The sequence below is a fragment of the Pseudoroseicyclus tamaricis genome (assembly GCF_012070395.1).
GTDB lineage: Bacteria > Pseudomonadota > Alphaproteobacteria > Rhodobacterales > Rhodobacteraceae > Pseudoroseicyclus_A > Pseudoroseicyclus_A tamaricis.
In genome coordinates this window covers 527663-551250 of the sequence record NZ_JAAFYS010000002.1, presented here as the reverse complement: position 1 = coordinate 551250, position 23588 = coordinate 527663, and the positions used below count along the sequence as shown (strand labels likewise).

Here is a 23588-nt window from a genome sequence, read left to right as displayed (position 1 = left end):
TCTCAACAAAGCGTTCGCGATATGCCAAGATTATAGGCATGTCGCGTCATATGCCCCCGCCGCTCATCACGCTGCTGCTCTGCGCGGCTCTCGCGGCGCTGGCCGGGCTCGCCGGCTGGCAGATGGCGCAGCGGATGGCGGCGGAGCGGCTGGAGCAGTCGCTCGTCCTCGCCGGGCCCCGCCTCGAGGCGGAGGTGGAGCGCTTCCGCTCGCTGCCCTCTGTCATGCTGGAGGACCCCCGCATCCGGGCGCTGGTCACCGAGGGCCCCGAGGCGACGGAGGCCGCGAACCGCGCGCTGCAGATCGCCGCCGAGAGGGCCGGGGCCGATCAACTCTACCTGATGGACGGGGCCGGCACGACCATCGCGGCGAGCAACTGGGACAGCCCCGGCTCCTTCCTCGGCCATAATTACGGCTTCCGGCCCTATTTCACGCAAGCCATGGAGGCCGGCACCGGGCGCTTCTACGCCGTCGGCGTCACGACCGGGGAGCCGGGCTATTTCCTCTCCACCCGCGTGGAGATCGAGGGCCGCGACGCGGTGATGGTGGTCAAGCTGGACCTGCGCCCCCTCCAGCAGGACTGGGCGCGCACGGGGGTGACGCTGGCGCTCGCCGACCGGCATGGCATCGTCATCCTCTCAGGCGATCCGGACTGGCTCTACCGCCCGGTGCGGCCCCTGGAGCCGCCGCAGGCGGAGGCGATCCTCGCCAGCCGCGCCTATGCCGACATCCCGGTCACGGAGGCCGCGCCGCTGATCGCGGCGGGCGGCGACCCGGACCGCGTGCAGGGGCCGGACGGCGCCCGGCTGGTGAGCGCCCTGACGCTGCCGGTCGACGACTGGCAGCTTCTGGCCGCGACGCCGCTCGGCCCCCTGATGCGCCTCGCCTGGGGAGCGGCGCTGCTGGGGGCGCTGGCGGGCCTGATGCTCTCGGTGCTGCTGCAGGCGCACCTGCAGAAACGGCGCGTCCTCGCGATGCGGCTGCACCAGGGCGCCATCCTCGAGCGCCGCGTCGCGGAGCGGACACAGGAGCTCGCCCGCGAGATCGACGAGCGCCGGCAGGCGGAGATGGATTTGCGCGCCGCGCAGGACGCGCTCGTCCAGTCAGAGAAGATGGCCGCGCTCGGGCGCATGTCCGCCGCCATCGTGCATGAGATCAGCCAGCCGCTCGCCGCGATGGAGGCCTCGCTCGCCGCCGCGCTCCTCTCCGGCGGGATCGAGGACGCGCCGAGCCGCGGGAGGGTGGAGGCTGCGCGCGCCCATATCCGGCGGATGCTGCGCACCATCAAGCATCTGAAAAGCTTCTCCCGGAAGGAGGCCGTCGCCCCCCGGCCCGTCGCCGTCGACGACGCGATCCGCTCGGCGCTGGAGATTGTCGGCCTGCGCGCGGCGGGCGGGGCGCGGATGGTCTTCGAACCCTCGGGCGACTCGCCGATCGTGATGGCCGGGCAGGTGCGGCTCGAGCAGGTACTGGTCAACCTTCTGAGCAACGCCCTCGACGCGGTGGCGGACCGCCCCGGCGGGCGGATCGACGTGACGCGACTTCAGGCGGAGGGGCGGGTGGAGATCGCCGTCTCCGACAACGGCCCGGGGATCCCCGCGCCGCTGCTGGCCCGCATCGGGGAGCCGTTCTTCTCCACCAAGACCGGCGGCGACGGCCTCGGCCTTGGCCTCAGCATCTCGCGCACCATCGTCGAGGAATTCGGCGGCCGTTTCGAGATCGGCCCCGCGCCCGGCGGCGGCACCCGCGCGACGCTCGCCTTCGACGCCATCGGGCTGCGGGCCAGCCCCGGCGCCGTCTCGGGGCTCGCCGCGGAATGAGCGCGCGCCTGCATGTGGTGGACGACGACCCCGACCACCTCGCCAGCCTCTGCGACCTGCTGGGCGCCGCGGGCCACGAGGCGGTCCCCTTCACCGGCGCCGCGCCGGCCATCGAGGCCGCCCTTGAGGCGCCGCCGGCGCTGATCCTCAGCGATCTGCGGATGCCGGGCCTCGACGGGATCGGTCTGATCGGCGCGCTGAAGGAGCAGGGGGTCGACCTGCCGGTGATCCTGCTGACGGGCCACGGCGACGTGGAACACGCCGTGCGCGCCATGCGCGCCGGGGCGGAGGACTTCCTGGAGAAGCCCTACGACGCCGAGCACCTGCTCTCCGTCGTCGAGCGCACGCTTAAGACCGGCCGCCTGAAGGCCGAGGTCGCCCGCCTCCAGCGCCGCCTCGAGCCGGAGGAGGACCTGATCGGCGAGAGCCGCGCGATGGACGAGGTGCGCCGCCGCCTTTCCGAGCTGGCTGCGGTGGACATCGACGTCGTGCTGGTGGGCGAGACGGGGACCGGCAAGGAGCTCGCCGCGCGCATCCTGCACCGCCGCGGCCCGCGCCGGACCGGCCGCTTCGTCGCGGTGAACTGCGCCAGCCTGCCGGAGACGGGCGCCGACGAGGCGCTCTTCGGCCCGCCCCCCGGCGCGGGCGGCTTCGTGGGCGAGGCGCGGGGCGGCACGCTCTACCTCGATCATATCGAGACGCTCTCCCCGGCGCTCCAGCCCAAGCTGCTCCGGGTTCTGGAGAGCCGCCGGGACGACGCCGAGGGCGGCTTCCGGGTCGTCGCCTCCAGCTCCCGTCCGCTGGTGGAGGCGATCCGCGAGGGCGCCTTCCGCGAGGACCTCTACTACCGCATCGCCGGCTACGTCCTGCCCCTGCCGCCGCTCCGCGAGATCGCCACGGACATCCCGGCGCTCTTCGCCCATTTCCTCTCCGCCGCCGCGGCCCGCTTCGGCCGCGAGGCGCCGGAGCCGGATTTCCGCGCCCGCCGCGCGCTTCAGGCGCATCACTGGCCGGGCAACGCCCACGAGCTGCGCCTCGCGGCCGACCGCTACATCCTTGGCCTCGCCGGTCAGGAGGCCGGCACGGGCGCGGCGCGCGCCGGCGGCGAGCAGACCCTGCGCGACCTCGTGGCGGATTTCGAAAGCCGGGAGATCGCCCGTGTCCTCGACCGCTGCGGCGGCAACACCGACCGCGCCGCCCGCATCCTCGGCCTGCCGAGGCGGACCCTCAACGACAAGATCGCCCGCTCGCCGCTTCTGCGGAACGGGCGGAAGTGAGGGGCCGGAGGTGCGACCGGTTCGGACAGGAGGCCGGGCGGATGACCTGACCCCTCCGGTCCGATCCCTCGAGCGACCAGCCCGAAAGCGCCGCAGGCCGCTCAGTGGTGCAACAGGGACCGCACTCCCCCTTTCGCGACCGGGCGACTGAGAAGATTGATGTCCCGGTGTGTCCGCGAGGTGCGCCGAAGCGGAGTTCAGGAGACCTCCGCTTCGGCGCGTCAACCCGGCTTTGCTACTCCGGGAAGTTGAAGGCGACGGGCTCGCGGCCCTCGGGCGGCTCGACCGAAGAGCCGGTGCCCGGGCCCCAGATGTCGACGTTCTCCGACGAGGTGCTGACCGTCGCCTCCGGCGCGATCGGCCCCAGCATCGAGTAGACGTAGCCCTCGATCGGCGGTGCTTCGGCCGGGATGTTGCCGGCGTTCACGTCCTGATCGATGAAGGCGGCGACGACCATTTCGTTCTGCACGATGCGGCCAACGTCCTGGTGCCAGGAGCCGGGCGGGCCCCAGTCCTCGTGGGTGATCTTGTAGTAGACGAGCTCGCCGTCGATCGTGATGTCCTCGAGGCCCCCGTGAGTGAAGGGGTTGTCACACCGGCCGCAGACGAAGCCGCGCAGCCCGTCCTCGAAGCGGACGAAGTGGAAGAGCTGCTTGTTCATGCCGATGCCGCCCCAGAAGAGGGCGATCCATGTGCCGGCCACGTCGTCGATGGTCAGCTCCTCATCGAACGGCGCAGGCGCCCAATAGCCCTCGGACCCCGGCTGTGTCGTCATGCCGGCGGTCTTGCCCTGCGGCGGCGCGTCTTCCATCGCGGGCGTCGCCGGCGTGCCGGGCGGATACATCTCGACCGGGTTGGCGCCGATATCGGGGCCGCGCGGATCCTTGATGAGGATCAGATCACCGTCGACGCCGTCACCGGTGACCGTGATCTCGCTGCCCTCGAGCATGGCCTGCTGGTTGAGCGTCGTATGGATCGAGCCATCCGGGTTGGGGAAGCGCACGGTGTATTCCAGCCCGTCTTCCTCGCTCCATGTGCCGTCGATGAAGCCGGCGGTCGTGACGTCGGAGCAGTTGGTGCAATAGTAGCCGCGGACATCCTCCCCCTCGATGACGAACTGGTAGATGTGCGGCTCGGTGCCGAGCTCGGTGCGCCAGCCGCCGCGCCAGTAGTCGGCGTCGAGGGCAAGGGCGGCCTGCGTGCCGCCGAGTGCTGCCGTACTGGCAAGCAGCAGTGTCAGTGCAGTGGTCTTCATGTTTTCCTCCTCCAAAACTGCCTGAACAGGCCGGGCTGCGCGCTCGCTCCTTACCGCGACGCTCCCGTTGTCGGCTGCCCTCCCAAGCAGCCTCGCTGATGCGATGCCTGTCCTCAGACGCGTTGATGGTGAGGAGAGACGTGAGACCTGTCAACGGAGATTGCCCGGCTGGCCCGCACTCCGGCGCAGAGGGCGCTTCGCCCGGGGCCTGCAGACCTTCGCTTTGTCCTGCCGCGGCGGATGCGCCGCGGTCCGTCGCAAAGACCAATACATTACATTGGTCAGCAGCTCCTGTTGCCCTCCCGTCCTGCTTTGCGCTCAGCAGGTTGCAAGTGCCCGGCCCAGGTGGTGTGGTCCGCGCCATGGATATGACTCGCACCGAGGTATCCGGTTGACCCAAGCAAGGAACCAGACATGAAGCTCCCTCTCTACACCGCCGCAGCCACCCTGATCGCGTCGCCCGCGCTCGCGCATCTCGATCCGGGCACGCATGGCTCGCTCGCGGCGGGCCTGTCCCACCCGGTCTTCGGGCTCGATCACATCCTGGCCATGGTGTCGGTCGGGCTCTGGGCGGTTGTCCTCGGCGGGCGGGCGCTTTGGGCCCTGCCGGCGGCGTTCGTCGGCGCGATGGTCCTCGGCTACGGCGCCGCGCTGGCCGGGATGCCGCTGCCGGCCGTCGAGCCGATGGTGCTGGCCTCCGTCTTCATCCTCGGCCTCGCCGTCGCACTGGCCTTCGCGGTGCCGCTCGGTGCCGCGGCCGGTCTCGTCGCGCTCTTCGGGGTGTTTCACGGCCATGCCCATGGTGGTGAGCTCGGGGCGGCGGGGGCCCTGCAGTTCGGCGTCGGCTTCATGCTCGCCACGGCGGCGCTGCACGCGGTGGGCGTCGCGGTGGCCAGCCTGCTGGCCCGGGCCGATATCGGCACGAAGGTGATCCGCGCCCTCGGCGGGATCGCCGCGCTCGGCGGCATCTGGGTCGCCCTCGGCGGCTGATCTGCAGGGTCGCGGCGCGCTCCCGGCGAGGAGCGCGCCGTCCCCGGCCCAGGTCAGGCCGGCAGCAGCCAGACCTTGCCGCTCGTCGGGTGCCGCTGAACGATCATCTCCGCGCCCCAGACCTCGCTGACCCGCTCTGCCGTCAGCACATCGTCCGGCCGGCCCGTCGCCACCACCCGCCCCCCGTCCAGCACGCAGAGCCGGTCGCAGAACATGGCGGCCAGGTTGAGGTCGTGCAGGGCGGCGATGATTGTCACGCCGATCTCGCGGACGAAGCGCAGGAGCGAGAGCTGGTAGCGGATGTCGAGGTGGTTCGTCGGCTCGTCGAGCACGAGGATCCGGGGCTGCTGCACCATGGCCCGGGCGAGCAGCACCCGCTGGCGCTCCCCGCCGGAGAGGGTGCGGAAGGGGCGGGCGCGAAAGCTCTCCAGCTCCAGAAGGGCGATGGCAGCGTCGATCAGGGCGTGATCGTGGGTGCTGTCGGGCTCCAGCAGGCGCTTGTGGGCCGAGCGGCCCATGGCGACGACCTCCTCGACCGTCAGGGGGAAGTCGGCGGGCATGTCCTGTAGGACCGCCCCCACACGCTGCGCTACCCAGGCGGCGGACTGGCTCCAGGCATCCTCGCCATCCACCAGCACCCGGCCCGCGATGGGGCGGTTGATGCGGTAGATCGTGCGCAGGAGCGTCGATTTGCCAGCGCCGTTGGAGCCGAGGAGGCCCACCATCTCGCCCGGCGCCACCTCCAGCGAGGCGTCCTGCACGAGCGCCCGCCCGCCCGCCGCGAAGCTCACGCCCTCCAGTGCGAGACGTCCCGGCGGCAGGCTCACGGGGCACCCGCCAGCGAGCGAGCGTCACGGCGCAGGAGCCAGATGAAGAACGGCCCGCCGACCAGCGCCGTGACGATGCCCACCGGCAGCTCCAGCGGGGCGATGATCGAGCGGGCGACGAGGTCCGCCGCGATGGTGAAGGCCGCTCCGAGCAGGGCCACGGCCGGCAGGGCATGGCGATGATCGGCGCCGACCATCAGGCGCACGATATGCGGCATGATGAGGCCGACGAAGCCGATGACGCCGGCCACCGCCACGGTGATCCCGGTGAGCGCGGCGGTCAGCACGAACATGGCGCGGCGATGCGCCTCGACATTCAGCCCCAGCGCCACGGCGCTCTCATCGCCGGCCATGAGCAGGTTCAGCCGGCGCGCCTGCACGAGCATCACAGCGAGGCCGAGGGCGAGGGCGGCGACGGGGATCGGCAGCAGCTTCCACTGCGCGCCGCCAAAGCCGCCGAGTGTCCAGAAGAGCACGCGGGCGGCGAGCTGGGGGTCGGGCGAGGTGAGGACGAGGAGCGAGGTGAAGGCCGAGAGGACCGCGCTCATCGCCACGCCGGCGAGGACGAGCCGCGTCGGTGTCATCCGCCCGCCCGTGCGGGCGATCCAGAAGACGATGGTGAGCGTGGCGAGCCCGCCGAGGAAGGCGGCGATGTGCAGCGTGAAGGCGCCGAGCGTCACGAGGCCGAAGCGCATCACCACCACGGCGCCGGTCGCCGCGCCGGAGGAGACGCCGAGGATCGACGGCCCCGCCAGCGGATTGCGCACGATCGCCTGGATGACCATGCCGCAGACGCCGAGGCTGCCGCCCACGACCGCGGCGAGGATCACCCGCGGCACCCGCGTCTGCACCACGATGATCTCGTAGGCCTCGCGCCATGTGGGCTCGAAGAGCACGCCGCCGCTGATCCAGTGGAGGAAGATGGCCCCGGCCGTGCCTGCCGGGATGTGGACGGAGCCGATCATCAGCCCGGCCAGCCCGGCGACCACGACGAGCGAGGTCATACCGGCAAGGGCGAGGAGGTGTCGCCCTCGCCGGGCGCCGGCGCTGGTCGGTGCGCCGGCAGGCAGGGCAACCGGAGGAGGCCGAGGCGCCGCAACGGAGGAGGGTGGCGGGCTGCGCAGGATCGCCAGAAGCTCGGCGCGCTGCCGATCCTCGGGGCTCGTCTCCTGCGCCGGGGGGTCCGCCACCGCCCGCATGGTTACTCGAACGCTTCGGGGTGGAAGGCGCGGGCCAGCTCCTGAAGCGCGGTGACCGAGCTCGGCCCCGGCTGGCCGATGACGGAGGAGATGGTGATGAAGTTCTCATTCTCCACCGCCGGCACGCCCGCGATGATCGGCTGGCTCATCAGGACATCCACGCGGGCCTGGCCGATGTTGTTCGACGGATCGTCCACGACCTGCCCGCTCTCGGTGCCCGAGTAGAAGACCACGATGAACTCCGGCGCCTCGGCCACCAGCTGCTCCCACGAGGTGCTGCCGTAGCGGTTGTTCTCGTCCCCGAGGATGTTCTCGCCCCCGGCGCGCTCCACCACGTGGCTCAGCATGGTGTTGCCGAGGACGGCGCGCGGCGCATCCTCGCCGCCGTTGTAGATGAAGACGGGGATGGACTCGACGCCCTCCAGTGCCGCCTCGACCCCGGTGACCTCGGCTTGCATCTCCTCGATCAGCGCCTCGCCCCGCTCCGGCACGCCGAAGATGCCGGCGACGGAGCGGATCTCCTCATAGAGCTCGTCGAAGCCGAAGCGGCCGAGATTGCAGCCCTCGGTGTTCAGCCGCGTCTTCATGTCGAGGTCGTGCAGCTGGTCGCGCGTGTGGCGGCTCTCGGAGAAGCCGTCGGGGTAGCCGGCATAGACGAAATCCGCCTCGGCATCGATGAGCTGCTCGGTGGTGGCGACGAGCGGCGAGAGGATGGGAATCTCGTTGTAGGCCGCCTCGTAGTCCGGGCTGATCTGCATGCCCGCCATGTAGGAGGTGCCGGCCATGTGGTCCTCCAGCCCCAGCGCCAGCATCAGCTCGGTCGCGTTGCTGGAGAGGGTGACGGCCCGCTCGGGCGCGGCCTCGTAGGTGGTGGTCACGCCGCAGTTCTCGTCGGTGTACGGCTCGTGCACGCCCTGTGCACAGGCTGTGCCGGCGATGAGGGCGAGCGTGGCGGCGGTGGCGAGGGATCGCATCATGATGTGGCTCCTTGGCTGACGCGTGGGGCCGGGGCTGTGCGGCCGGCGAAGGCGGGCAGCACGGTCTGGGCGAAAAGCTCGATGGTCCGCTCCGCCTCCGCCAGCGGCAGGGCGCCGTTGGCCGAGGGGAAGAGGCGGATGGAGTGCACGCCGGTGCGGGCGGTCAGCGCCTCGATCTGGGCCGCGCAGGCCTCCGGCGTGCCGGCGATGGCATGGCCCTCCAGCATCTCGGTGCGGGTGCGGGGCGGGGGAGGGGCCTCGCCCCTGGCCGCCGCCCAGTCGGCCCTGCGTTTGTTGAGCAGGGCGAGGAGGGCCTGCAGCTTCTCCTCCGCCACCGCCGCGTCACCGTGGATGACGATGTAGCGCGAGAGGGAGGAGGCGCGGAGGGGGGCGCGATCCCCTCCCAGGGCCGCGGTGAAAGGGCCGATCTGGCGGGTTTCGCTGGGCTCGAGCGACAGGAGCAGCGGCAGACGACGCTCCACCGCGAGGGCCATGGTCGCGGGCGAGACGGCGGCGACGTAGACCGGCGGGTGCGGCCGCTGCACCGGCGGCGGGCCGACCGTGACGTCCTCGAACTGCCAGGTGGGGCCGGTGGCGGAGAGGGGTGCGCCGCTCCACGCCTTCAGCATGATGCTCAGCGCCTCGCCGAAGCGCTCCTTCGCCTCGGGGGGCAGCCCCAGCGCGCTGAACGTGCCCGGATCGGTCCCCCGCCCGACGCCGACATCGATGCGGCCGGCGCTCTGGAAATCCAGCTGCGCCACCTGTTCGGCCAGCATCAGCGGGTGATGCAGCGGCAGCACGAGGATCGACGTGCCGAAGCGCAGCCGCTCGGTGCGCGCGAGGATGGCAGCGCCGAGGAGCAGCGTGTGCGGGTAGGGATTGACGGCGCCGCGGAAGTGGAACTCGTTGAACCAGATGCCGCCATAGCCCAGCACGTCAGCCCGCTCGGCGAGCCGCATGAGCCGGGCATGGTCGCCGAGCGTATCGTCACGGGCGAAGCCGGCGAGATCGAAGCGGATGCTCACGGGCGGGCTCTCCGGCGCAAGATGACGGCGCCCGCCGCGGCGGCGGGGCGATGGATGACTGACATGAGGCCTCCTCCCGGTGCTCGCCGGCTCCCCGATCCCGGGACTAGTCACGGCCCCACCGCGAGTCGAGCGCTAAGTGACTGTTCGCGCTAACAAATGCCTATACCCAAGGGGGGTATGCTATGAGCTCAAAGGGATTTTCGCGCGCTCCTTCGCAGCGCGAAATGCGGCCCGGCCAAGTCTCTGAAGCGACCGATGGGCCACTGAGGCGGCGTCGGATTGCGCCGCCCACAATCAGCCGCCAGACGAGGGTCTGCCAACCTCGACCGTTGGCTGCCAATGCCAGGTCAAAATGACGACGGGCCGCCCCTGGGGGCGGCCCGCTTGAGCTTGAGTGGCGTCAGTCTCAGCCGAGGACTTCGTGGTCGTTGCGCTTCACCACGACGATGGAGGAGCGGGGCAGCGCGCCTTCGCCGTCCGGGAACGGGGCGCCCGGGTGCTGGATGCCGACGAACATCGTGCGGCGGTCGGACGACCAGGTGAGGCCCGTCACCTCGGAGCCCTTCGGCCCGGTGAGGAAGCGGCGGATCTCGCCCGTCTCCGGGTCGCCGGCGAGCATCTGGTTGTTGCCCATGCCCTCGAAGGCGCCCTCGTTGGAGTCGTCGCCGTCCGTCTGGATCCAGATGAGGCCCGTGGTGTCGATCTGCATCCCGTCGGGCGAGTTGAAGAGGTTGCCCGCGTTGATGGTCTCGCTGCCATCGTAGGGCGCCTCTTCGGCGGCCGGGTTGCCGGCCATGACGTAGAGATCCCAGTCGAAGCCGTCAGAGCCGTGGTCCTCGCCCGCCGGGCGCCAGCGCACGATCTGGCCGTAGTCGTTGGCTTCGCGCGGGTTCGGCGCGTTGAGCACCATCGGATCGCCGCCCGCATTGGCAATCACCTCGCCCGCGTCGTTCTCGACGCCGCGGCGGGAGTTGTTGGTCAGGCAGCAATAGGCCTCGACGGCGGTCGGGTTGACGGCGACCCACTCGGGACGGTCCATCGTCGTCGCGCCGACGGCGGAGCCGGCGGTGCGGGTGAAGATGGCGATCTCGGCGGCACTCATGCCCGTCGCCTCTTCGGTGAGGGCGACCCACTCGCCCGACATGTCGTCGTTGAAGACGGCGACGTAGAGCTGGCCTTCGGTGAGCAGCGTGGAGGTGTCGCCGCCTTCCTCATAGGCGTCGCGGCTGACCCACTTGTAGATGAACTCGCCGCGCTCATCGTCGCCCATGTAGACGACGACGCGGTTGTCGTTCGCAAGCGTGCAGGCGGCGTTCTCATGCTTGAAACGGCCGAGGGCGGTGCGCTTGACCGGGGTCGAATCGGCGTCTGCCGGGTCGATCTCGACGATGTAGCCCGCCCGGTGGGGTTCGTTGGGATTCATCGAGACGTCGAAGCGGGTGTCGAACTGGTGGTAGTTGTAGTCGAAGCCCGTCTCGTTGATGCCGTAGCGCTGGTAGCCCGCGGCGATCTGCTCGTCGGTCGGCAGGCCCTCGGTGGCGCCGAAGTAGCCGTTGAAGTTCTCTTCGCAGGTCAGATAGGTGCCCCAGGGCGTGCGACCGGCACCGCAGTTGTTGAACGTGCCGAGCGACTCGGTCCCCGTCGGGTCCGCTTCCGTCTGCAGCAGGGCATGGCCGGCGGCGGGGCCGTCGATCATCATCGGCGTGTTGTGGTGGATGCGGCGGTTGTAGGGGCTGTCCACGACGACAGACCAGCCGCTCGGGCCCTCTTCGATTTCCAGAACGTTGACGCCCTGGAACTGCTGCAGGCGGAGCACGGCGTCGGCGGAGGCGACGGTGGTCTCTTCGGCCTGGCCCTCGGTCTCGGTCCCGGCGGAGCCGACGAGGTTGATCTCGTTGTTGGTGTATTCGGAGTTCACCACGAGGATCTCACGGCCGTCGATAGAGAAGAGCTCCATGCCGTCGGTGTTTTCGCCGAAGACCCGGTCGGAGCCTTCCGTCGGGATGCCGAGCTCGGGGTCGAACTCCGGCGCATCGGAGAAGAGCGGATCGCCCCAGCGCACCAGGATGTCCCAGGAGTAACCGTCGGGGACATGGATGGTGCTGTCGGTCTGGGCCGGCAGGTTCTCGAAGGCGAAACGGCTGGAGCCCTGGGCCAGCGCGGTGGAGCCCTTGAGCAGGCCGGCGCCCATGACGGCAGCGCCGGAGCCGAAGGTCAGCACACCGCCGAGGAAGCCACGGCGGGAGATGGCACGCTCGACGACGCGGTCGAACTCCTGAACCTCCGCGCGGGGGAAGTTGAGCTCGTCCCACTCATCGGCGGACATGGGGTGTTTGTCAGACATGAGGTTTCCCTGTTCTTTCTGAGCCGCCGCATCGCCGGTGAGATCATCGTCGGCGGGGCGCCCGGACGAGGTAGCAAGTCTTCATGCAAGTTATGTGACATTGTAACATGCCGACCGGCGTGGCTCCCTCCGGATGGGACCTCGGCCTGACCCATACCGCGAGAGCCCGAACGGGAGGCGGTCTCGCGGGCAGAGGGGGGCGGTTGACCGTTGCGGGCTGCCGATCCTGAGCGACCTCGTGCCAAGGGGCGGCGCGGCGCGACGTTCGGCGGCCCACTCGCGCGCCACCATCGGGGCCGGATAGGCCGCGCCCCAGACACGAATGGCACCCCGGGGGACAAGCCGCCGCTCCAGGTCGTCCAGCTCCGTCAGAGCTGCGCCATGGGATCCCGTGCTTGCAAGGGCCTGCCGGTAGGCGCGGTGAGCCGACACCGGCCGCCACGGGAGGATCGCGCGGGCCACCCAGAGGCGGAGGGCGGGCGGGAGCCGCTCGAACTCCCGCATCGGCTCTCCCTCGCGCCGGCGCCTCTTCAGGCTCGTGCGACCAAGGTTGCCGATCATGGCCGCGCCCCCTCTGGGGATCCGGTGAGTGCCGCAACTGGCTGGCCTGCGCCCATCACGCCGCCTCCGCGCGGCGCCAGGTGGGGTAGGGGTCGGGCAGGGAGGTCGGGCCCACGGCGCCCTCAAGCAGGGCGGCGTCGAGCCGCGCCTTTAGCGCCGGCCAGTCGATGCCGGCACCGATGAAGACGATCTCCTGCGGCCGGTCGCCCCAGGGCTCGCTCTAGTTCGACTGCAGGTAGGCCCGCGCCCCCTCGTGATCGGGCCAGCGCTCGCGGGGCACGGCGGCCCACCATTTGCCGAGCGGCTTGACGGAGGAGAGGGCGCCGACGAGCGAGAACTCGGCCACCCAATCGGGCCGCGTCGCCAGCCAGAAATGCCCCTTGGCGCGGATGGCCAGCATCACGTGGATACGGCGATAGCCGAACCGTCGCCTCTCGGCCGCGACGACCTTCATCGTAGCCCTTGCTCCGGCGTCGTCCGGCCGCACGCACGCTCGACCGGTCCACCACCAGTGCCTTGCACGCCTGCCGTTGGCTCAACCCGTTGACCGCCACGACATGCGCCACCGCTTCCCGCTTCACGCCGGGCGTTACCACTTTCGCGATGCGACATCCTTCAGGATTGCCCCTCGGCAAATCGATCCACTGGATTGATTTGGCCTCCTCGGGGCTGTCGAGCATGGCCTCCGCCAGCAGCTTCTTCGGCTTGGCTTTCTGGTCCTCAAGCGCTTTCAGCCGCCGCGCATCTAACACCTCAAGGCCGCCAAACCGCGCCTTGTATTTGTAGAACGTCGTCGTTCTGACCCCATGCTTGCGGCCGACCTCGGCCGTAGCCATGCCGGCCTCCTGATCCCTCAGCATCCAGATGGTCTGCTCTTCCGTGAACCTTGATCGCTTCATCGTCCGTCTCCTGGCTGGCGCGGGCTCTACTTCAAACTGGAGGAAGATTCGGGACTCAGGTCAGGGGCTACGACGTCGATTGGTTCCGAGAAGCGTTGCAAGACAGAGGGATACGCCACTGCCTCCGAGGCCGAAGACAACGCAGACCAACGGTCAAACACGACAAACGCCGCTACAAGCGCCGGACCCGTATCGAGATCATATTCGTCAGGCTCAAGGACTGACGCCGTGTCGCGACAAGGTATGACAGATGCCCAAACGCCTTCTTCTCCGCGATCGCTCTCGCCGCAACTTTCATCTATTGGCTATGAGTCTTGAGCCTAAGTCCGCTTGAGGCTCCAAGGTAACAGATCGAATGAAAGTCTATTACCCGCCTGCCCACACAGGACATTCCATAAACGCAGAATTAACCGAGTGCATGGGCCGATGGCAGCTCTGCCCCGCACAGCTGACCTCGGCAGGCTGGCGCGGGCCGCGCGGGAAAGGCACCGGCTGTTTTCGGGAAGATGCGCCGCGGCGTGGGCACGACGTTGCCTGCAAGCGTTCGGGTCGCACGACAGCCAGATAAGCCGCTTTCTCGGGCTCAAAGCGGCCGCCTGCCCTTGTAATCCGCGCCCCGTCATGGGAGCTTGGACGCCGGAAAATAAGGCGGAAAGTCCCGTAATGTCACAACAATCCCTGATCCGTTACGAGAGCGCCGATGCGCAGGCAGGCGGGCAGAAGCGCCCCTTCGCCAAGGCCGTCCGGGCGGGCGACTACGTTCACGTGTCGGGTCAGGTGCCGACGGTCGACGGCGAGGTCGTGACCGGCGGAATCGTGGCACAGACCGAACAGGTCATGGCCAACATCATCGAGGTGCTGGCGCTGGCCGATTGCGGGCTGGAAGACGTGGTCAAGGTGAACTGCTGGCTTGACGACGCGCGGGACTTCTCGTCCTTCAACGCGGTCTTTGCCAAGCATTTCGGGCCGAACCCCCCGGCGCGCTCGACGGTTGAATCGCGCCTGATGGTCGATGCGAAGGTGGAAATCGACGTCCTCGCCTGGAAGCCGATCTGAACCCGGCATGAAGATCCTGATCCACCAGACCAAGGCGCTCGCAACAGATTGCGCGGCCAGCCTGATCGCCGCGCGCCTGAACCGGCAACCGGACACCGTCCTTGGGCTGGCCACGGGCGGGACGATGGAGATGGTCTATGCCAACCTCATCGCGCGCCACCGGGCCGGGGAGGTCAGTTTCGCGCAGGCGACGTCGTTCAACCTCGACGAATATGTCGGGCTGCCGGAGACGCACCCGTGCTCCTACTGGCACTATATGCGTGAAAAGCTCTTCGACCACGTGGACATCGACCCGGGGCGGGCCTTCCTTCCGCACGGCGATGCGCCCGACGCGGAGGCCGAGGCCGAGCGCTACGAGGCCGCGATTGCAAGGGCAGGCGACATCGGCCTGCAATTACTGGGACTTGGGCTCAACGGGCACATCGGCTTCAACGAGCCCACGTCGAGCCTGTCGTCGCTCACCCGGATCAAGACGCTGACGCGCTCGACGCGGGAGGCCAATGCCCGCTACTTCGACGATCCGCAGGATGTGCCGCGGCTGGCGATCACCATGGGGATCGGGACGATCCTGCGCGCGCAGGAGGTCGTTCTTCTGGCCTACGGTGCCGAGAAGGCCGATGTGGTGGCCCGCATGATCGAGGGGCCGGTGGCTGCCGCCTGTCCCGCTTCGGCGCTGCAGATGCACCGCAAGGTGACGGTCGTGCTGGACGAGGCCGCGGCGGGCGCATTGGAGCTGCGCGACTATTACGAACAGGTTCACCCGCGGGTGGGAGAAACCTCGAGCTGATCCAGCGCGCAGCGCAGGGCTGCGGCTGTCTTGCGATCGGTCCCGCCGTCCACCGCGGCCGCAATTCCGGCGGGGTCGCCCGTGCAGAGCTCCCGCGCAATCATGGGGATCGCCGTTCCAGCGCAAGCAGCAATGCCGCCCCGGCGACGCCGGCGATGCCGCCCATGACCGAGGCGGTGCCGTAGCCGCCCACCGCCGTGCCAAGCGCGAAGATGCCCGACCCCAGCGCCGCCCCGAGGAACATGTTCACCGCAATGAGCGAGGCCGACAGGCCCGGCCGGTTGCTGATCAGATCGAGCAGGTAGCTGATGGGCAGCGAGATGATGCCCGCTGCGGCGATGCCCGCGACGACGCTCGCCGCGTAGACGTGCCAGGGCGCCGAGGCCATGGCGATGGCCGTGAGATACGCCAGATAGAGCAGGGCCGAGATGGCCAGCGCCGTCGTCAGGTGGATGTGGCGCACGGCGCTGGCCCAGGCGATCATGAAGATGACCTCCAGCACCGCGACGAGCCCCACCAGAAAGCCGATGTCCGAGGCGGCCCCGTTCGCGCGCCCGGTCACGATCAGCGGCAGGACGGTGGCGTTGACGGTCAAGACCTGCGTGATCAGGGCGACCCCCGCGATGCGCAGGCCCATGCCCCAGGACAGCACGCTGATCAGGTCCGGCAGCATTGCCGGACGCGGGCCGGTGGCCTGCGCGGGGGCGGCCCTGGCCTTCACACCGAAGAGGATCGTCAGCACGCAGGCAAGCCCTACGAGGGCCGCGATCCCGTAGGCGTCGATCATGCTCTCTCGCCGGGCGAGGTAGAGGCCGACGATGCCGGGAACCAGAACCCAGGACAGCGAGATCATCATGCGCATCAGCGCGTTGGCGATGGCCGCCTCGGCCGGCGCGAAGTCGGAAGTCTGCGCGCGGACATTGCCGAAGAGCAGCGAATTCGTGGCATGGAACATCGCCAGCGGCCCGATGAGGGCGATGGCGAAGGTCGCCTGCGACGGGTAGAGCCAGACCATGCCGTAGCCCACGAAGCCGAAGCTCGCCATGACGATGAGCGGCGTGCGGTAGCTTTGCGCACGGTCCGACAGGTAGCCGGTTCCGACCGCGATCAGCACCTGGAACACCGCGCCCACCAGGGCCACCGCCGCGTAGGCGGCGTCCGACAGGCCGAGCTCGCGGATGCCGATGACCGACTGGTAGGGCGCGGTGGCCGCGCCGGAGAATCCGTAAAGGAAGATCGCCGCAGCCGAGGCGCGCACGACCGCACGGTCGCGCAGGATGGATAGCCAGGCGTTCACGGATCAGCCGAGGAACCGGGCGGAGACCTCGGCCTCTGGGGTGTAGTGCGTGCGGTCTTCGAAGGGCAGGGTGCCCTTTGCCCGCAACCGGTTGGACAGGCGCGGGATGTCCTGGTTGATGACCCCGTCGGTCAGCGCCATCAGGCTGGGGTTGGCCAGCGGGGCAAGCTCGGGCGACAGGTAGCCCGATTTTACGACCAGCAGCGACACGGTTTTCGGGTCGAGCCCCAGCATCTCGAAGTCTGCGATGTTGTGATAGGGCCGCCGCCGCGCGGCCAGCACGAGGGTAATGCCGCCGATGCGCACGACCGCCTGCCGTTCCGCAGGGTCGGTGGCGTCTTGCAGGCGCTCCACGCGGGCGGTCGCCTCGACCGTGGCGCCCGCAGGGTCGAGCGTGCCGCCGATCTTCAAATCCAGCGTCGCGGCTTCCCCGGCGGAGAAGCAAGCCTCGACCGCCGGCCGGTCGGTGATGCCGGCCACAAGCGCATCCTGCCAACCGGCGGCGATCAGAGCGGCCAGCACGTCGCCGCGGTCGCCCACGCCACCGCCCGTCGGGTTGTCGCCGCTGTCGGCCAGGATCACGGGGCGCGTGGTGGCCTTGGCGGCGATGTTCAGCATCTCGTCCAGCGGGCCGGTGGTGGGGCCGAAGTGGAACTCGTCGCGCGCGTTCCAGAAATCCTGCGCGATGCGCTCCCCGGCGCGGGCCGCAGCGTCCCTGTCCGTGCCGGTCACCACGGCGCAGGCGGTGGCGCGCGGCTCGTCGGCCCAGACATAGCCGATCATCAGATCGGTCCGCCAGACGCCCTCGCTCTCCAGCTTTGGAAGATCGGCGTAGAGACGGCGGGCCGGTTCATCCTCGGTCGAGGACCGCTCGCCGGGCAGAAGGTGCGGGACTGGCACGCGGACGACGCCCGGGCGGGTTCCCTCCTTCAGCGCGCGCGTGAGCATCTGGACTGAGGCGGTCATCGTCTCGGCGATGTCGATATGCGGGGCCGTGCGGTAGGCGGCGAAGATGTCGATCTGGTCGACGATCTTTTGAGAGACATTCCCGTGCAGATCGTAGCTGCAGGCGATGAGCATGTCGGGGCCGACCGCCTCGCGCACGGCGGCGATCCAGTCGCCCTCGGCGTCCCACATGCCGTCGACATGCATGGCCCCGTGCATCGCAAGGTAGACGGCATCGACCGGCTGTGCCGCCTTCAGCCGATCCAGGAACTCTGTCTTGAAGAGATCGTAGGTCGGCCGGGCAAGCGGCCCGCCCGCGACGGCGCGGGCATGCACCAGCGGGGCGAAGTCGGCGTTGAAGGCCTTGAGGAAAGCGAAGTGAGGGGACGCCAGAAGGTCGTCCCCGCGGACGACGCGAAAATCCTCTGGCTCCATCAGGACGGGCGAATAGGTCGAGCATTCGGTGTGAATGCCGCCGACGGCGATACGCATGGAGGTCACTTTCGACTCAAAGGGTGGGGTGCAGACGGACCTGGCGGGCGAAGCGCTGCCAGTCCTTGTGGGCCTTGTCGGTCCAGGCGGCCTCTGCCATCGCGCCGAGGCGCGGGAAGACGAGGTCGTTGAACCAGGCTTTGGTGGTGAAGTGCTCGCACCAGATGCAGGCCTGGATACCGCGCATCCGGTCGCGCAGCTCCTCTGGGAAATCGCCTTCCGCCTCGAAGGCGTAGCTTTGCTCGGGGGGGACAGGTCCGGCCCAGCCGGCGCCGTTCTCCAGCCAGTCACCCGATTGCACCATGTCGAGGTAGTAGGCCTGTCCGGGCGTCATCACGACACCGTAGCCGTCCTTCGCAAGCTCGATCCCGACGCCGGGATTCTCCCAGGCCATCACGATGGTGTCCTCGGGGGGGACGCCGCCGCCATGGGCGATCTCGTTCCAGCCAACCATGACCTTGCCGCGCGCATCCAGCATCGCCTTGATCTTGCGCATGAACCAGCTTTGCAGCTCGAAGGTGCCATCGAGGCCTTCCTGCTCCATCAGCTCGCGCGCGCGCGGCGAGCCGAGCCAGGCATTCGCCGCGACCTCGTCGCCGCCGATGTGGATATACTTCGACGGGAAGATCTCGATGATCTCGTCGAAAACCTTTTCCAGCATGTCGTAGACGGCTGGCATCGCTGGGTTCAGCGCGTTGTTGAAGAAGCCCTGAACGGAAAAGTAGGAATTGGGCTCCTCATCGGGGTCCTTCAGTTCGGGCATCGCGGCCAGCACGCAGATCGCGTGGCCCGGCGTCTCGATCTCGGGCATGACCTCGATGCCGAGGCTTGCTGCATGAGCCACGAGGCCGCGCATCTCGTCTTGCGTGTAGTACTGGCGCCTGGCCTCCGGGCCGTCGCCCAGTTGCGGCAGCATCTTGGGCAGCTCGGCCCCGCGGGTCGCGCCGGCGCTCGTCAGCTGCGGCAGCGCCTTGATCTCGGCCCGCCAGCCTTCGTCATCGGTCAGGTGCCAGTGGAAGATGTTCAGCTTGTGCCAGGCCAGGATGTCGACCACGCGCGCGACCTCGTCGATCTGCCAGAAGTGGCGCGAGACATCGAGGTGGCAGCCGCGCCAGCCGTAACGCGGCGCGTCGGTGATGTGGCCCGCCCTGGGGAACTTGTAGTCGGGATCGGTGAAGGCGCCGTGCAGCATCTGCGCCAGCGCGATCAGCCCGTAGCGGCGCCCGGCCTCATCCGATGCGGTCAGGGTCACCTCGCCGCCAAAGTCGAGCCGGTAGCCTTCGGCGGGCAGGCTGTCGTCGGTGTCAAAGCGCAAGGCGCGGCTGCCCGGCACGGCGGACAGCTGGAACAGCCGGCGGGCCTGCGGGAACAGGCGGCCGTGCAGCGCGTCAACGGAGATCATCAGCCGCAGATCGGCGGTCGAGGCGCCGGCGGCGTGCAGCAGGACAGGGGCCTCTCCCGGCTCGGCGTCGATCTCGTTCGGCCAGGGCAGGAGGGCGAAGGGCAGCGTCAGCCGTCCTTCGGGCAGGCGCGGTTGCGGCAGGACGGGGGTCATGCCCCCGTGGGTCAGATCGCCCACCACCACGTCATGGTGCGTGCCGTCCGAGGTGGTGATCCACGCCGTCTTGGCCGCGTCGTTGCGGTGGAACGGGGAGCGGTTCAGCCCCTCGACGGAAAAGCTCCAGCTCTCACCGCTGGCCAGCGGCGTGGTGTCCTCGGGGGCGAACTCATGAAAGTTGGCGGCCCGTTTGTGGAAGACCGCGCCCGTGATCTCGTGTTCCGGCATGATGCGCGTGATCGAGGTCAGCGACAGCTTGAAGTCCGACAGCGGCGCGTCCGACAGGTTCGTCAGGGTGATCTGCCAGGTGCCGGCGGGGGCAGGCTCGGGCAGCCATGCGTTCTCTAGAAAGTAGGTCATCGGTCGATCCTGTTATCGGTAGTCGTCGGATTGGCTGAAGGTGGCGGCCAGCGCGGGGATGCCGGCCGTCAGGCCGCAATCCACGGGCAGGCAGGTGCCGGTGATCGCCGCGGCGAGATCGGAGGCGAGGAACCCCACCGCCTCTGCCACGTCCTCGGGGCGGACGATCCGGCCCAGCGCATAATGCGCCGCGGCCTCGTCAAAGACGCCGGGATTGGCCTCGGCGCGGGCTTCCCAGGCGCGGGTGCGGACGGTGCCGGGGGCCACGGTATTGGCCCGCACGCCGAACTTGCCGTATTCCACCGCGATCAGGCGCGTCAGATGCATCATTCCGGCCTTGGCGGCGGAATAGGCCGGGTGCCCGAAGACTCCCATCCCGTTGACCGAAGCGATGTTGACCACCGATCCGCGCGCCGCGACGAGCTGCTCGGCCACCGCCTTGAAGGTCAGGAAGCTGGCGTCGAGGTTCAGCGCCCGATCCGCCTGCCAGTGGTCGAGCGTCGTGGCCTGCAGGCTGACCGCCCGTGCCGCGCCTGCGTTGTTCACGAGCGTGGTGAGATTGCCCAATTCTTGCGCGTGCGACGCAAGCGCCGCGCAGGAGTTGGCGTCGGTCACGTCCATCTCGAAGGCGGTGCAGCCCGCGCCGATCTCGGTCGCGGCGGATTCGGCGCCGGCGATGTCGCGGTCCGCCAGGATGACGCGGTCGTGGTCGCGCAGCAGGCGCCGCGCGATGGCCTGGCCGATGTCACCGCTGCCACCTGTGACGATGGCGACTGTTTCTGCCATGTTCGAACTTCCCTTGGCGGCGTTGTGAGGTGCCGCCGATGCGTCCGCCAACGCACCGGCGGGCAGGGGTCAGTCGCCCAGCATCTGGCTGTCGTCGCCGTTGTCGCGGTGGCGGATCAGCTCTTCCTTGATGCCGCGCAGAAGGCGGGTGGACCGCGCCCGATCGCTGTAGGCGAAGAGGTTCGCGATGATGTCCACCACCGCGATCGAGGCATAGCGGGTCGAGGTGGCGCGGAAGATGTTCTTCCCCTCCGGCAGGTTCACCGCGACCACGACATCGGCGACCTCAGCCAGCGGCGAGCCGTCCTTCGTCAGCGCGATCGTCGGAATGCCCCGGCTGCGCAACACATCGAAGGCATGGACGAGTTCCTTGTTGCGCCCGGTGAAGGACGACCCGAAGACCACCGTCCCCGGCTCCGCCGAGGCGCAGAGCATGAGGTTCATCGACTGGTCGCTGGATGCGGTGATCCGCGCGCCCAGCCGGAACAGGCGGTTCTGCATCTCGCTCGCGATCATCGAGGAATTGCCGCCCGAGCCGAAGGCGTAGATCATCTTCGCCTTCGTCAGCAACGCCACGGCCTCTTCGATGCGGGGCAGGTCGAGATTGCGGTGCATCTCGAACAGGGCGTTCTGCGCTTTCGTGACGATGTCCTCGGCCACCTCTTCGGCGGAGTTGGTGACGGATTCGGGCTTGAGGTAGCGCAGGCCGACGTAAGGGCTCTTGGCCAGTTGCACCTTGAAGTCCGAGAACGAGGCGCAGCCCAGGCGGCGACAGAACCGCGTCACCGTCGGCGGTGACACGCCGGCCCCGGTGGCGATGTCCGAGATCGAGGCCGTGGTGGCATAATTCACGTCCGCCAGCACGAAAGCCGCCAGCTTCTTTTCAAGCGCCGACAGCTTGCCCTCCTCGTCCGCAAGGCCCTCGATCAGATCGGTGGCGCCGGACCAGCCGGCGACGGGGGAGGTGTGTGGATCGTTGGTCATGGGCTATCCTGTCGAAGGTCCTGATCCGGTCCGCTCAAGAAATTCATTTTCACGATTTTGACCTACTGGGGCACATTCGACTGGATTTTTCCAGTGATTATATCGCAAAGTCGAAATCAGTTTCACGAGGCAACGAACCATGACAGCGCGCGACCCCTTCGAGAACCCCTTTGGCGCAGACGACCCCGACCGCGCCGCGATCTGGGAGATGCTGGTCCCCCGCGACATCGATGCCTTCGTCGCGGCAGACTGGTCGGCGGTGGCGGATGACTTCATCTCCGACAACTTCACGGCGATCAGCGGGCATTTCCAGTCCGACCCGGATGGCTTCGACATGGCCTATCCCCATCTCGAGGCCTACCGCGACGACTGGCTCAGACAGGCGCAGGACTTCGCCCGTCAGCGCGACGCCGGAGCTTACGCGGGCGATCCGCGCAGCGGCATCTTCCATGCGACCCGGCTGGAGGAGATCGAGATCACGGGCGACGCAGCCCTGGTGCGCAAGAAGTTCGACGGCGCGCTGCCGCGGGCGGACGGCACATCGGAGCGGATGAACTGGCAGACCCTCTACTGGTGTCGCAAGGTGGGCGGCCGCTGGAAGATCGCGGGCTTCGTCGGGTATCTGCCGCACGTCCAGGACACCTGAAGGATGGCCGCAAAGCGCATCTTCACCGCCGCCATGGCGACGGAGACGAACACGTTCTCGCCTATCGTGATCGACCGCCGCGCCTTCGTGGAATCGTTCTACGCGGCCCCCGGTGCGCACCCCGATACCGCGACGCTTTGCACCGCGCCCATTCCCGTCGGTCGGCGGTTCTGCGCGGCGGAAGGCTGGGAGCTGATCGAGGGCAGTGCCGCCTGGGCCGATCCCGCGGGCCTCGTCTCGGGGCCCGCGCATGTCGGCCTGCGGGACGAGATTCTGGATCAGCTGCGCGCGGCGCTGCCGGTGGATGCCGTGGTGCTGGGGTTGCACGGGGCCATGGTGGCGCAAGGCTGCGACGATCCCGAGGGCGATCTTCTGGCCCGCGTGCGCGAGATCGTGGGCCCTGACGTTCTGGTCTGCGCGGAACTCGACCCGCACAGCCACCTGACGGCGAAACGCGTCGCGGCGGCGGACTTCTTCGTGGTGTTCAAGGAATTTCCCCACACGGATTTCGTCGACCGGGCCGAGGATCTCTGGCGGATCGTCGTGGACACGCTGCATGAGCGGGTCCGACCCGTCATGTCGACCTATGATTGCCGGATGATCGACATCTTCCCGACCTCGCGCCAGCCCATGCGCGGCTTCGTCGACCGGATGATGCAGATCGAGGCCGAGGACGCGCGTGTCCTGTCGCTCTCTGCCATTCACGGCTTCATGGCGGGCGACGTGCCCGAGATGGGGACCAAGATGATAGCCGTGACCGACGGTGACGCCGCCTTGGGTGCCGAGCTTGCGGAACGGTTGGGGCAGGAGCTTTTCGCCAACCGCGGCCGTCACATGATGCCGGTCCTGACCGCTGAGGAGGCGGTCGCACAGGCGATGGCGGCAGAGGCCTTTCCGGTCGTGATCGCCGATATCTGGGACAACCCCGGCGGTGGCACGGCGGGCGATGCGACGGTGGTGCTGAAGGCGCTGATGGCGTGCGGGGCGACCGGCGTCGCCATCGGCACGATCTGGGACCCGATCGCCGTCGGCCTGTGCACCGCGACCGGGGTGGGGGGCGTCATGCCGCTGCGCTTCGGTGCGAAATCCGCGCCCGACACTGGCGAGCCGGTCGATGCGCTGGTCCGCGTCGAGGCGCTCGTGCCCGAGGCCGCGATGGTCTTCGGCGAAAGCGTGGTCCCCTTCGGCCCGGCGGCCCGGATCGCCCTGTTGGATGCGGAGGGGCGGGACACAGGTATCCAGGTCATCTTGAACACCGTGCGCGCGCAAAGCTACGACCCCTCGCTATTCACGGCCATGGGAGTCGAGATCGCGGCGCAGAAAATCCTGGTGCTGAAATCCACCAACCACTTCTACGCGGCTTTCGCGCCGATCGCGGCGGAGATCCTCTACTGCTCTGCCGGCAAGCCCTATCCCAACGATCCCGCCACGAACCCCTACCGTTTCGTGCGGCCCGATATCTGGCCCCGCGTGGCCGATCCCTTCGCGACTGGAGCCTGA

General features: G+C 68.9%; 19 protein-coding genes and 3 pseudogenes. 8 read left to right on the top strand and 14 right to left on the bottom strand.

Annotation, left to right across the window (positions count from 1 at the left end; all coding sequences use genetic code 11):
- The first annotated feature begins 50 nt into the window (after nt 1–50).
- Both GY170_RS09050 and GY170_RS09045 read left to right on the top strand, forming a co-directional pair.
- Entirely contained in the window at nt 51–1820 is a 1770-nt protein-coding gene (locus tag GY170_RS09050) for a sensor histidine kinase (protein ID WP_235937820.1), read from the top strand.
- The gene (locus GY170_RS09045) at nt 1817–3097 is read left to right on the top strand and encodes a sigma-54-dependent transcriptional regulator (RefSeq protein ID WP_163892421.1); all 1281 of its coding nucleotides are present in this window, start codon (nt 1817–1819) and stop codon (nt 3095–3097) included. Before GY170_RS09050 ends, GY170_RS09045 begins: the two co-directional genes overlap by 4 nt.
- A 235-nt stretch (nt 3098–3332) precedes the next feature.
- Here GY170_RS09045 and GY170_RS09040 read toward each other — a convergent pair whose 3' ends face one another.
- Nucleotides 3333–4352 (bottom strand): hypothetical protein, encoded by a 1020-nt coding sequence (locus GY170_RS09040; protein WP_163892419.1) that lies wholly within the window; start codon nt 4350–4352, stop codon nt 3333–3335.
- 414 nt (nt 4353–4766) lie between these two features.
- On the opposite strand from GY170_RS09040, the gene GY170_RS09035 reads away from it, so the two are divergent.
- The gene (locus GY170_RS09035) at nt 4767–5342 is read left to right on the top strand and encodes a HupE/UreJ family protein (RefSeq protein ID WP_163892416.1); all 576 of its coding nucleotides are present in this window, start codon (nt 4767–4769) and stop codon (nt 5340–5342) included.
- Nucleotides 5343–5395: 53 nt separating this feature from the next.
- Here GY170_RS09035 and GY170_RS09030 read toward each other — a convergent pair whose 3' ends face one another.
- From GY170_RS09030 to GY170_RS18710, 8 genes and pseudogenes are all read right to left on the bottom strand, one after another.
- Nucleotides 5396–6169 (bottom strand): ABC transporter ATP-binding protein, encoded by a 774-nt coding sequence (locus GY170_RS09030; RefSeq protein WP_163892412.1) that lies wholly within the window; start codon nt 6167–6169, stop codon nt 5396–5398.
- Nucleotides 6166–7173: a FecCD family ABC transporter permease gene (locus GY170_RS09025; protein ID WP_163893798.1), complete on the bottom strand. Its 1008-nt coding sequence runs from the start codon at nt 7171–7173 to the stop codon at nt 6166–6168. The genes GY170_RS09030 and GY170_RS09025 overlap by 4 nt, the downstream gene beginning before the upstream one ends.
- A 197-nt stretch (nt 7174–7370) precedes the next feature.
- Entirely contained in the window at nt 7371–8345 is a 975-nt protein-coding gene (locus tag GY170_RS09020; RefSeq protein WP_163892409.1) for an ABC transporter substrate-binding protein, read from the bottom strand.
- A complete protein-coding gene (locus GY170_RS09015) occupies nt 8342–9370 on the bottom strand; it encodes an LLM class flavin-dependent oxidoreductase (RefSeq protein WP_203531242.1) in 1029 nt (342 codons plus the stop codon). The genes GY170_RS09020 and GY170_RS09015 overlap by 4 nt, the downstream gene beginning before the upstream one ends.
- 409 nt (nt 9371–9779) lie before the next feature.
- Complete coding sequence (locus tag GY170_RS09010) at nt 9780–11717, bottom strand: PhoX family protein (RefSeq protein WP_163892406.1); 1938 nt, start codon at nt 11715–11717, stop codon at nt 9780–9782.
- Between the two features lie 90 nt (nt 11718–11807).
- Nucleotides 11808–12278 carry a DUF6525 family protein gene (locus tag GY170_RS18720; RefSeq protein ID WP_394351489.1) on the bottom strand — a complete coding sequence of 157 codons (471 nt, stop codon included), beginning with the start codon at nt 12276–12278 and terminating at the stop codon, nt 11808–11810.
- Between the two features lie 55 nt (nt 12279–12333).
- Nucleotides 12334–12669: pseudogene (locus GY170_RS18715) on the bottom strand (GTP-binding protein); the annotation flags it as partial.
- A 276-nt stretch (nt 12670–12945) separates the two neighbouring features.
- Nucleotides 12946–13177, bottom strand: a pseudogene (locus GY170_RS18710) (transposase); the annotation flags it as partial.
- 62 nt (nt 13178–13239) lie between these two features.
- On the opposite strand from GY170_RS18710, the pseudogene GY170_RS08995 reads away from it, so the two are divergent.
- From GY170_RS08995 to nagB, 3 genes and pseudogenes are all read left to right on the top strand, one after another.
- Nucleotides 13240–13488 (top strand): annotated as a pseudogene (locus tag GY170_RS08995) (transposase); the annotation flags it as partial.
- Nucleotides 13489–13840: 352 nt separating this feature from the next.
- Nucleotides 13841–14233, top strand: coding sequence for a RidA family protein (locus GY170_RS08990; RefSeq protein ID WP_163892403.1), 393 nt, complete (start codon nt 13841–13843; stop codon nt 14231–14233).
- A gap of 7 nt (nt 14234–14240) precedes the next feature.
- On the top strand, nt 14241–15020 hold the full coding sequence (gene nagB / locus GY170_RS08985; RefSeq protein WP_163892400.1) for a glucosamine-6-phosphate deaminase: 780 nt from the start codon (nt 14241–14243) through the stop codon (nt 15018–15020).
- A gap of 100 nt (nt 15021–15120) precedes the next feature.
- Here the strand turns inward: nagB and GY170_RS08980 are convergent, their stop codons facing one another.
- The 5 genes from GY170_RS08980 to GY170_RS08960 all read right to left on the bottom strand — a co-directional run bounded on the left by GY170_RS08980 (nt 15121) and on the right by GY170_RS08960 (nt 21442).
- A complete protein-coding gene (locus GY170_RS08980) occupies nt 15121–16317 on the bottom strand; it encodes an MFS transporter (protein ID WP_163892397.1) in 1197 nt (398 codons plus the stop codon).
- A gap of 3 nt (nt 16318–16320) precedes the next feature.
- A complete protein-coding gene (locus GY170_RS08975; protein ID WP_163892394.1) occupies nt 16321–17754 on the bottom strand; it encodes a M81 family metallopeptidase in 1434 nt (477 codons plus the stop codon).
- Between the two features lie 16 nt (nt 17755–17770).
- A complete protein-coding gene (locus tag GY170_RS08970) occupies nt 17771–19672 on the bottom strand; it encodes a beta-N-acetylhexosaminidase (protein ID WP_163892391.1) in 1902 nt (633 codons plus the stop codon).
- Nucleotides 19673–19684: 12 nt separating this feature from the next.
- On the bottom strand, nt 19685–20458 hold the full coding sequence (locus tag GY170_RS08965; protein ID WP_163892388.1) for an SDR family oxidoreductase: 774 nt from the start codon (nt 20456–20458) through the stop codon (nt 19685–19687).
- 69 nt (nt 20459–20527) lie between these two features.
- Nucleotides 20528–21442 carry a MurR/RpiR family transcriptional regulator gene (locus GY170_RS08960; RefSeq protein WP_163892385.1) on the bottom strand — a complete coding sequence of 305 codons (915 nt, stop codon included), beginning with the start codon at nt 21440–21442 and terminating at the stop codon, nt 20528–20530.
- A 139-nt stretch (nt 21443–21581) separates the two neighbouring features.
- On the opposite strand from GY170_RS08960, the gene GY170_RS08955 reads away from it, so the two are divergent.
- Entirely contained in the window at nt 21582–22088 is a 507-nt protein-coding gene (locus tag GY170_RS08955) for a hypothetical protein (RefSeq protein WP_163892382.1), read from the top strand.
- A gap of 3 nt (nt 22089–22091) precedes the next feature.
- Entirely contained in the window at nt 22092–23588 is a 1497-nt protein-coding gene (locus tag GY170_RS08950) for a M81 family metallopeptidase (RefSeq protein ID WP_163892379.1), read from the top strand.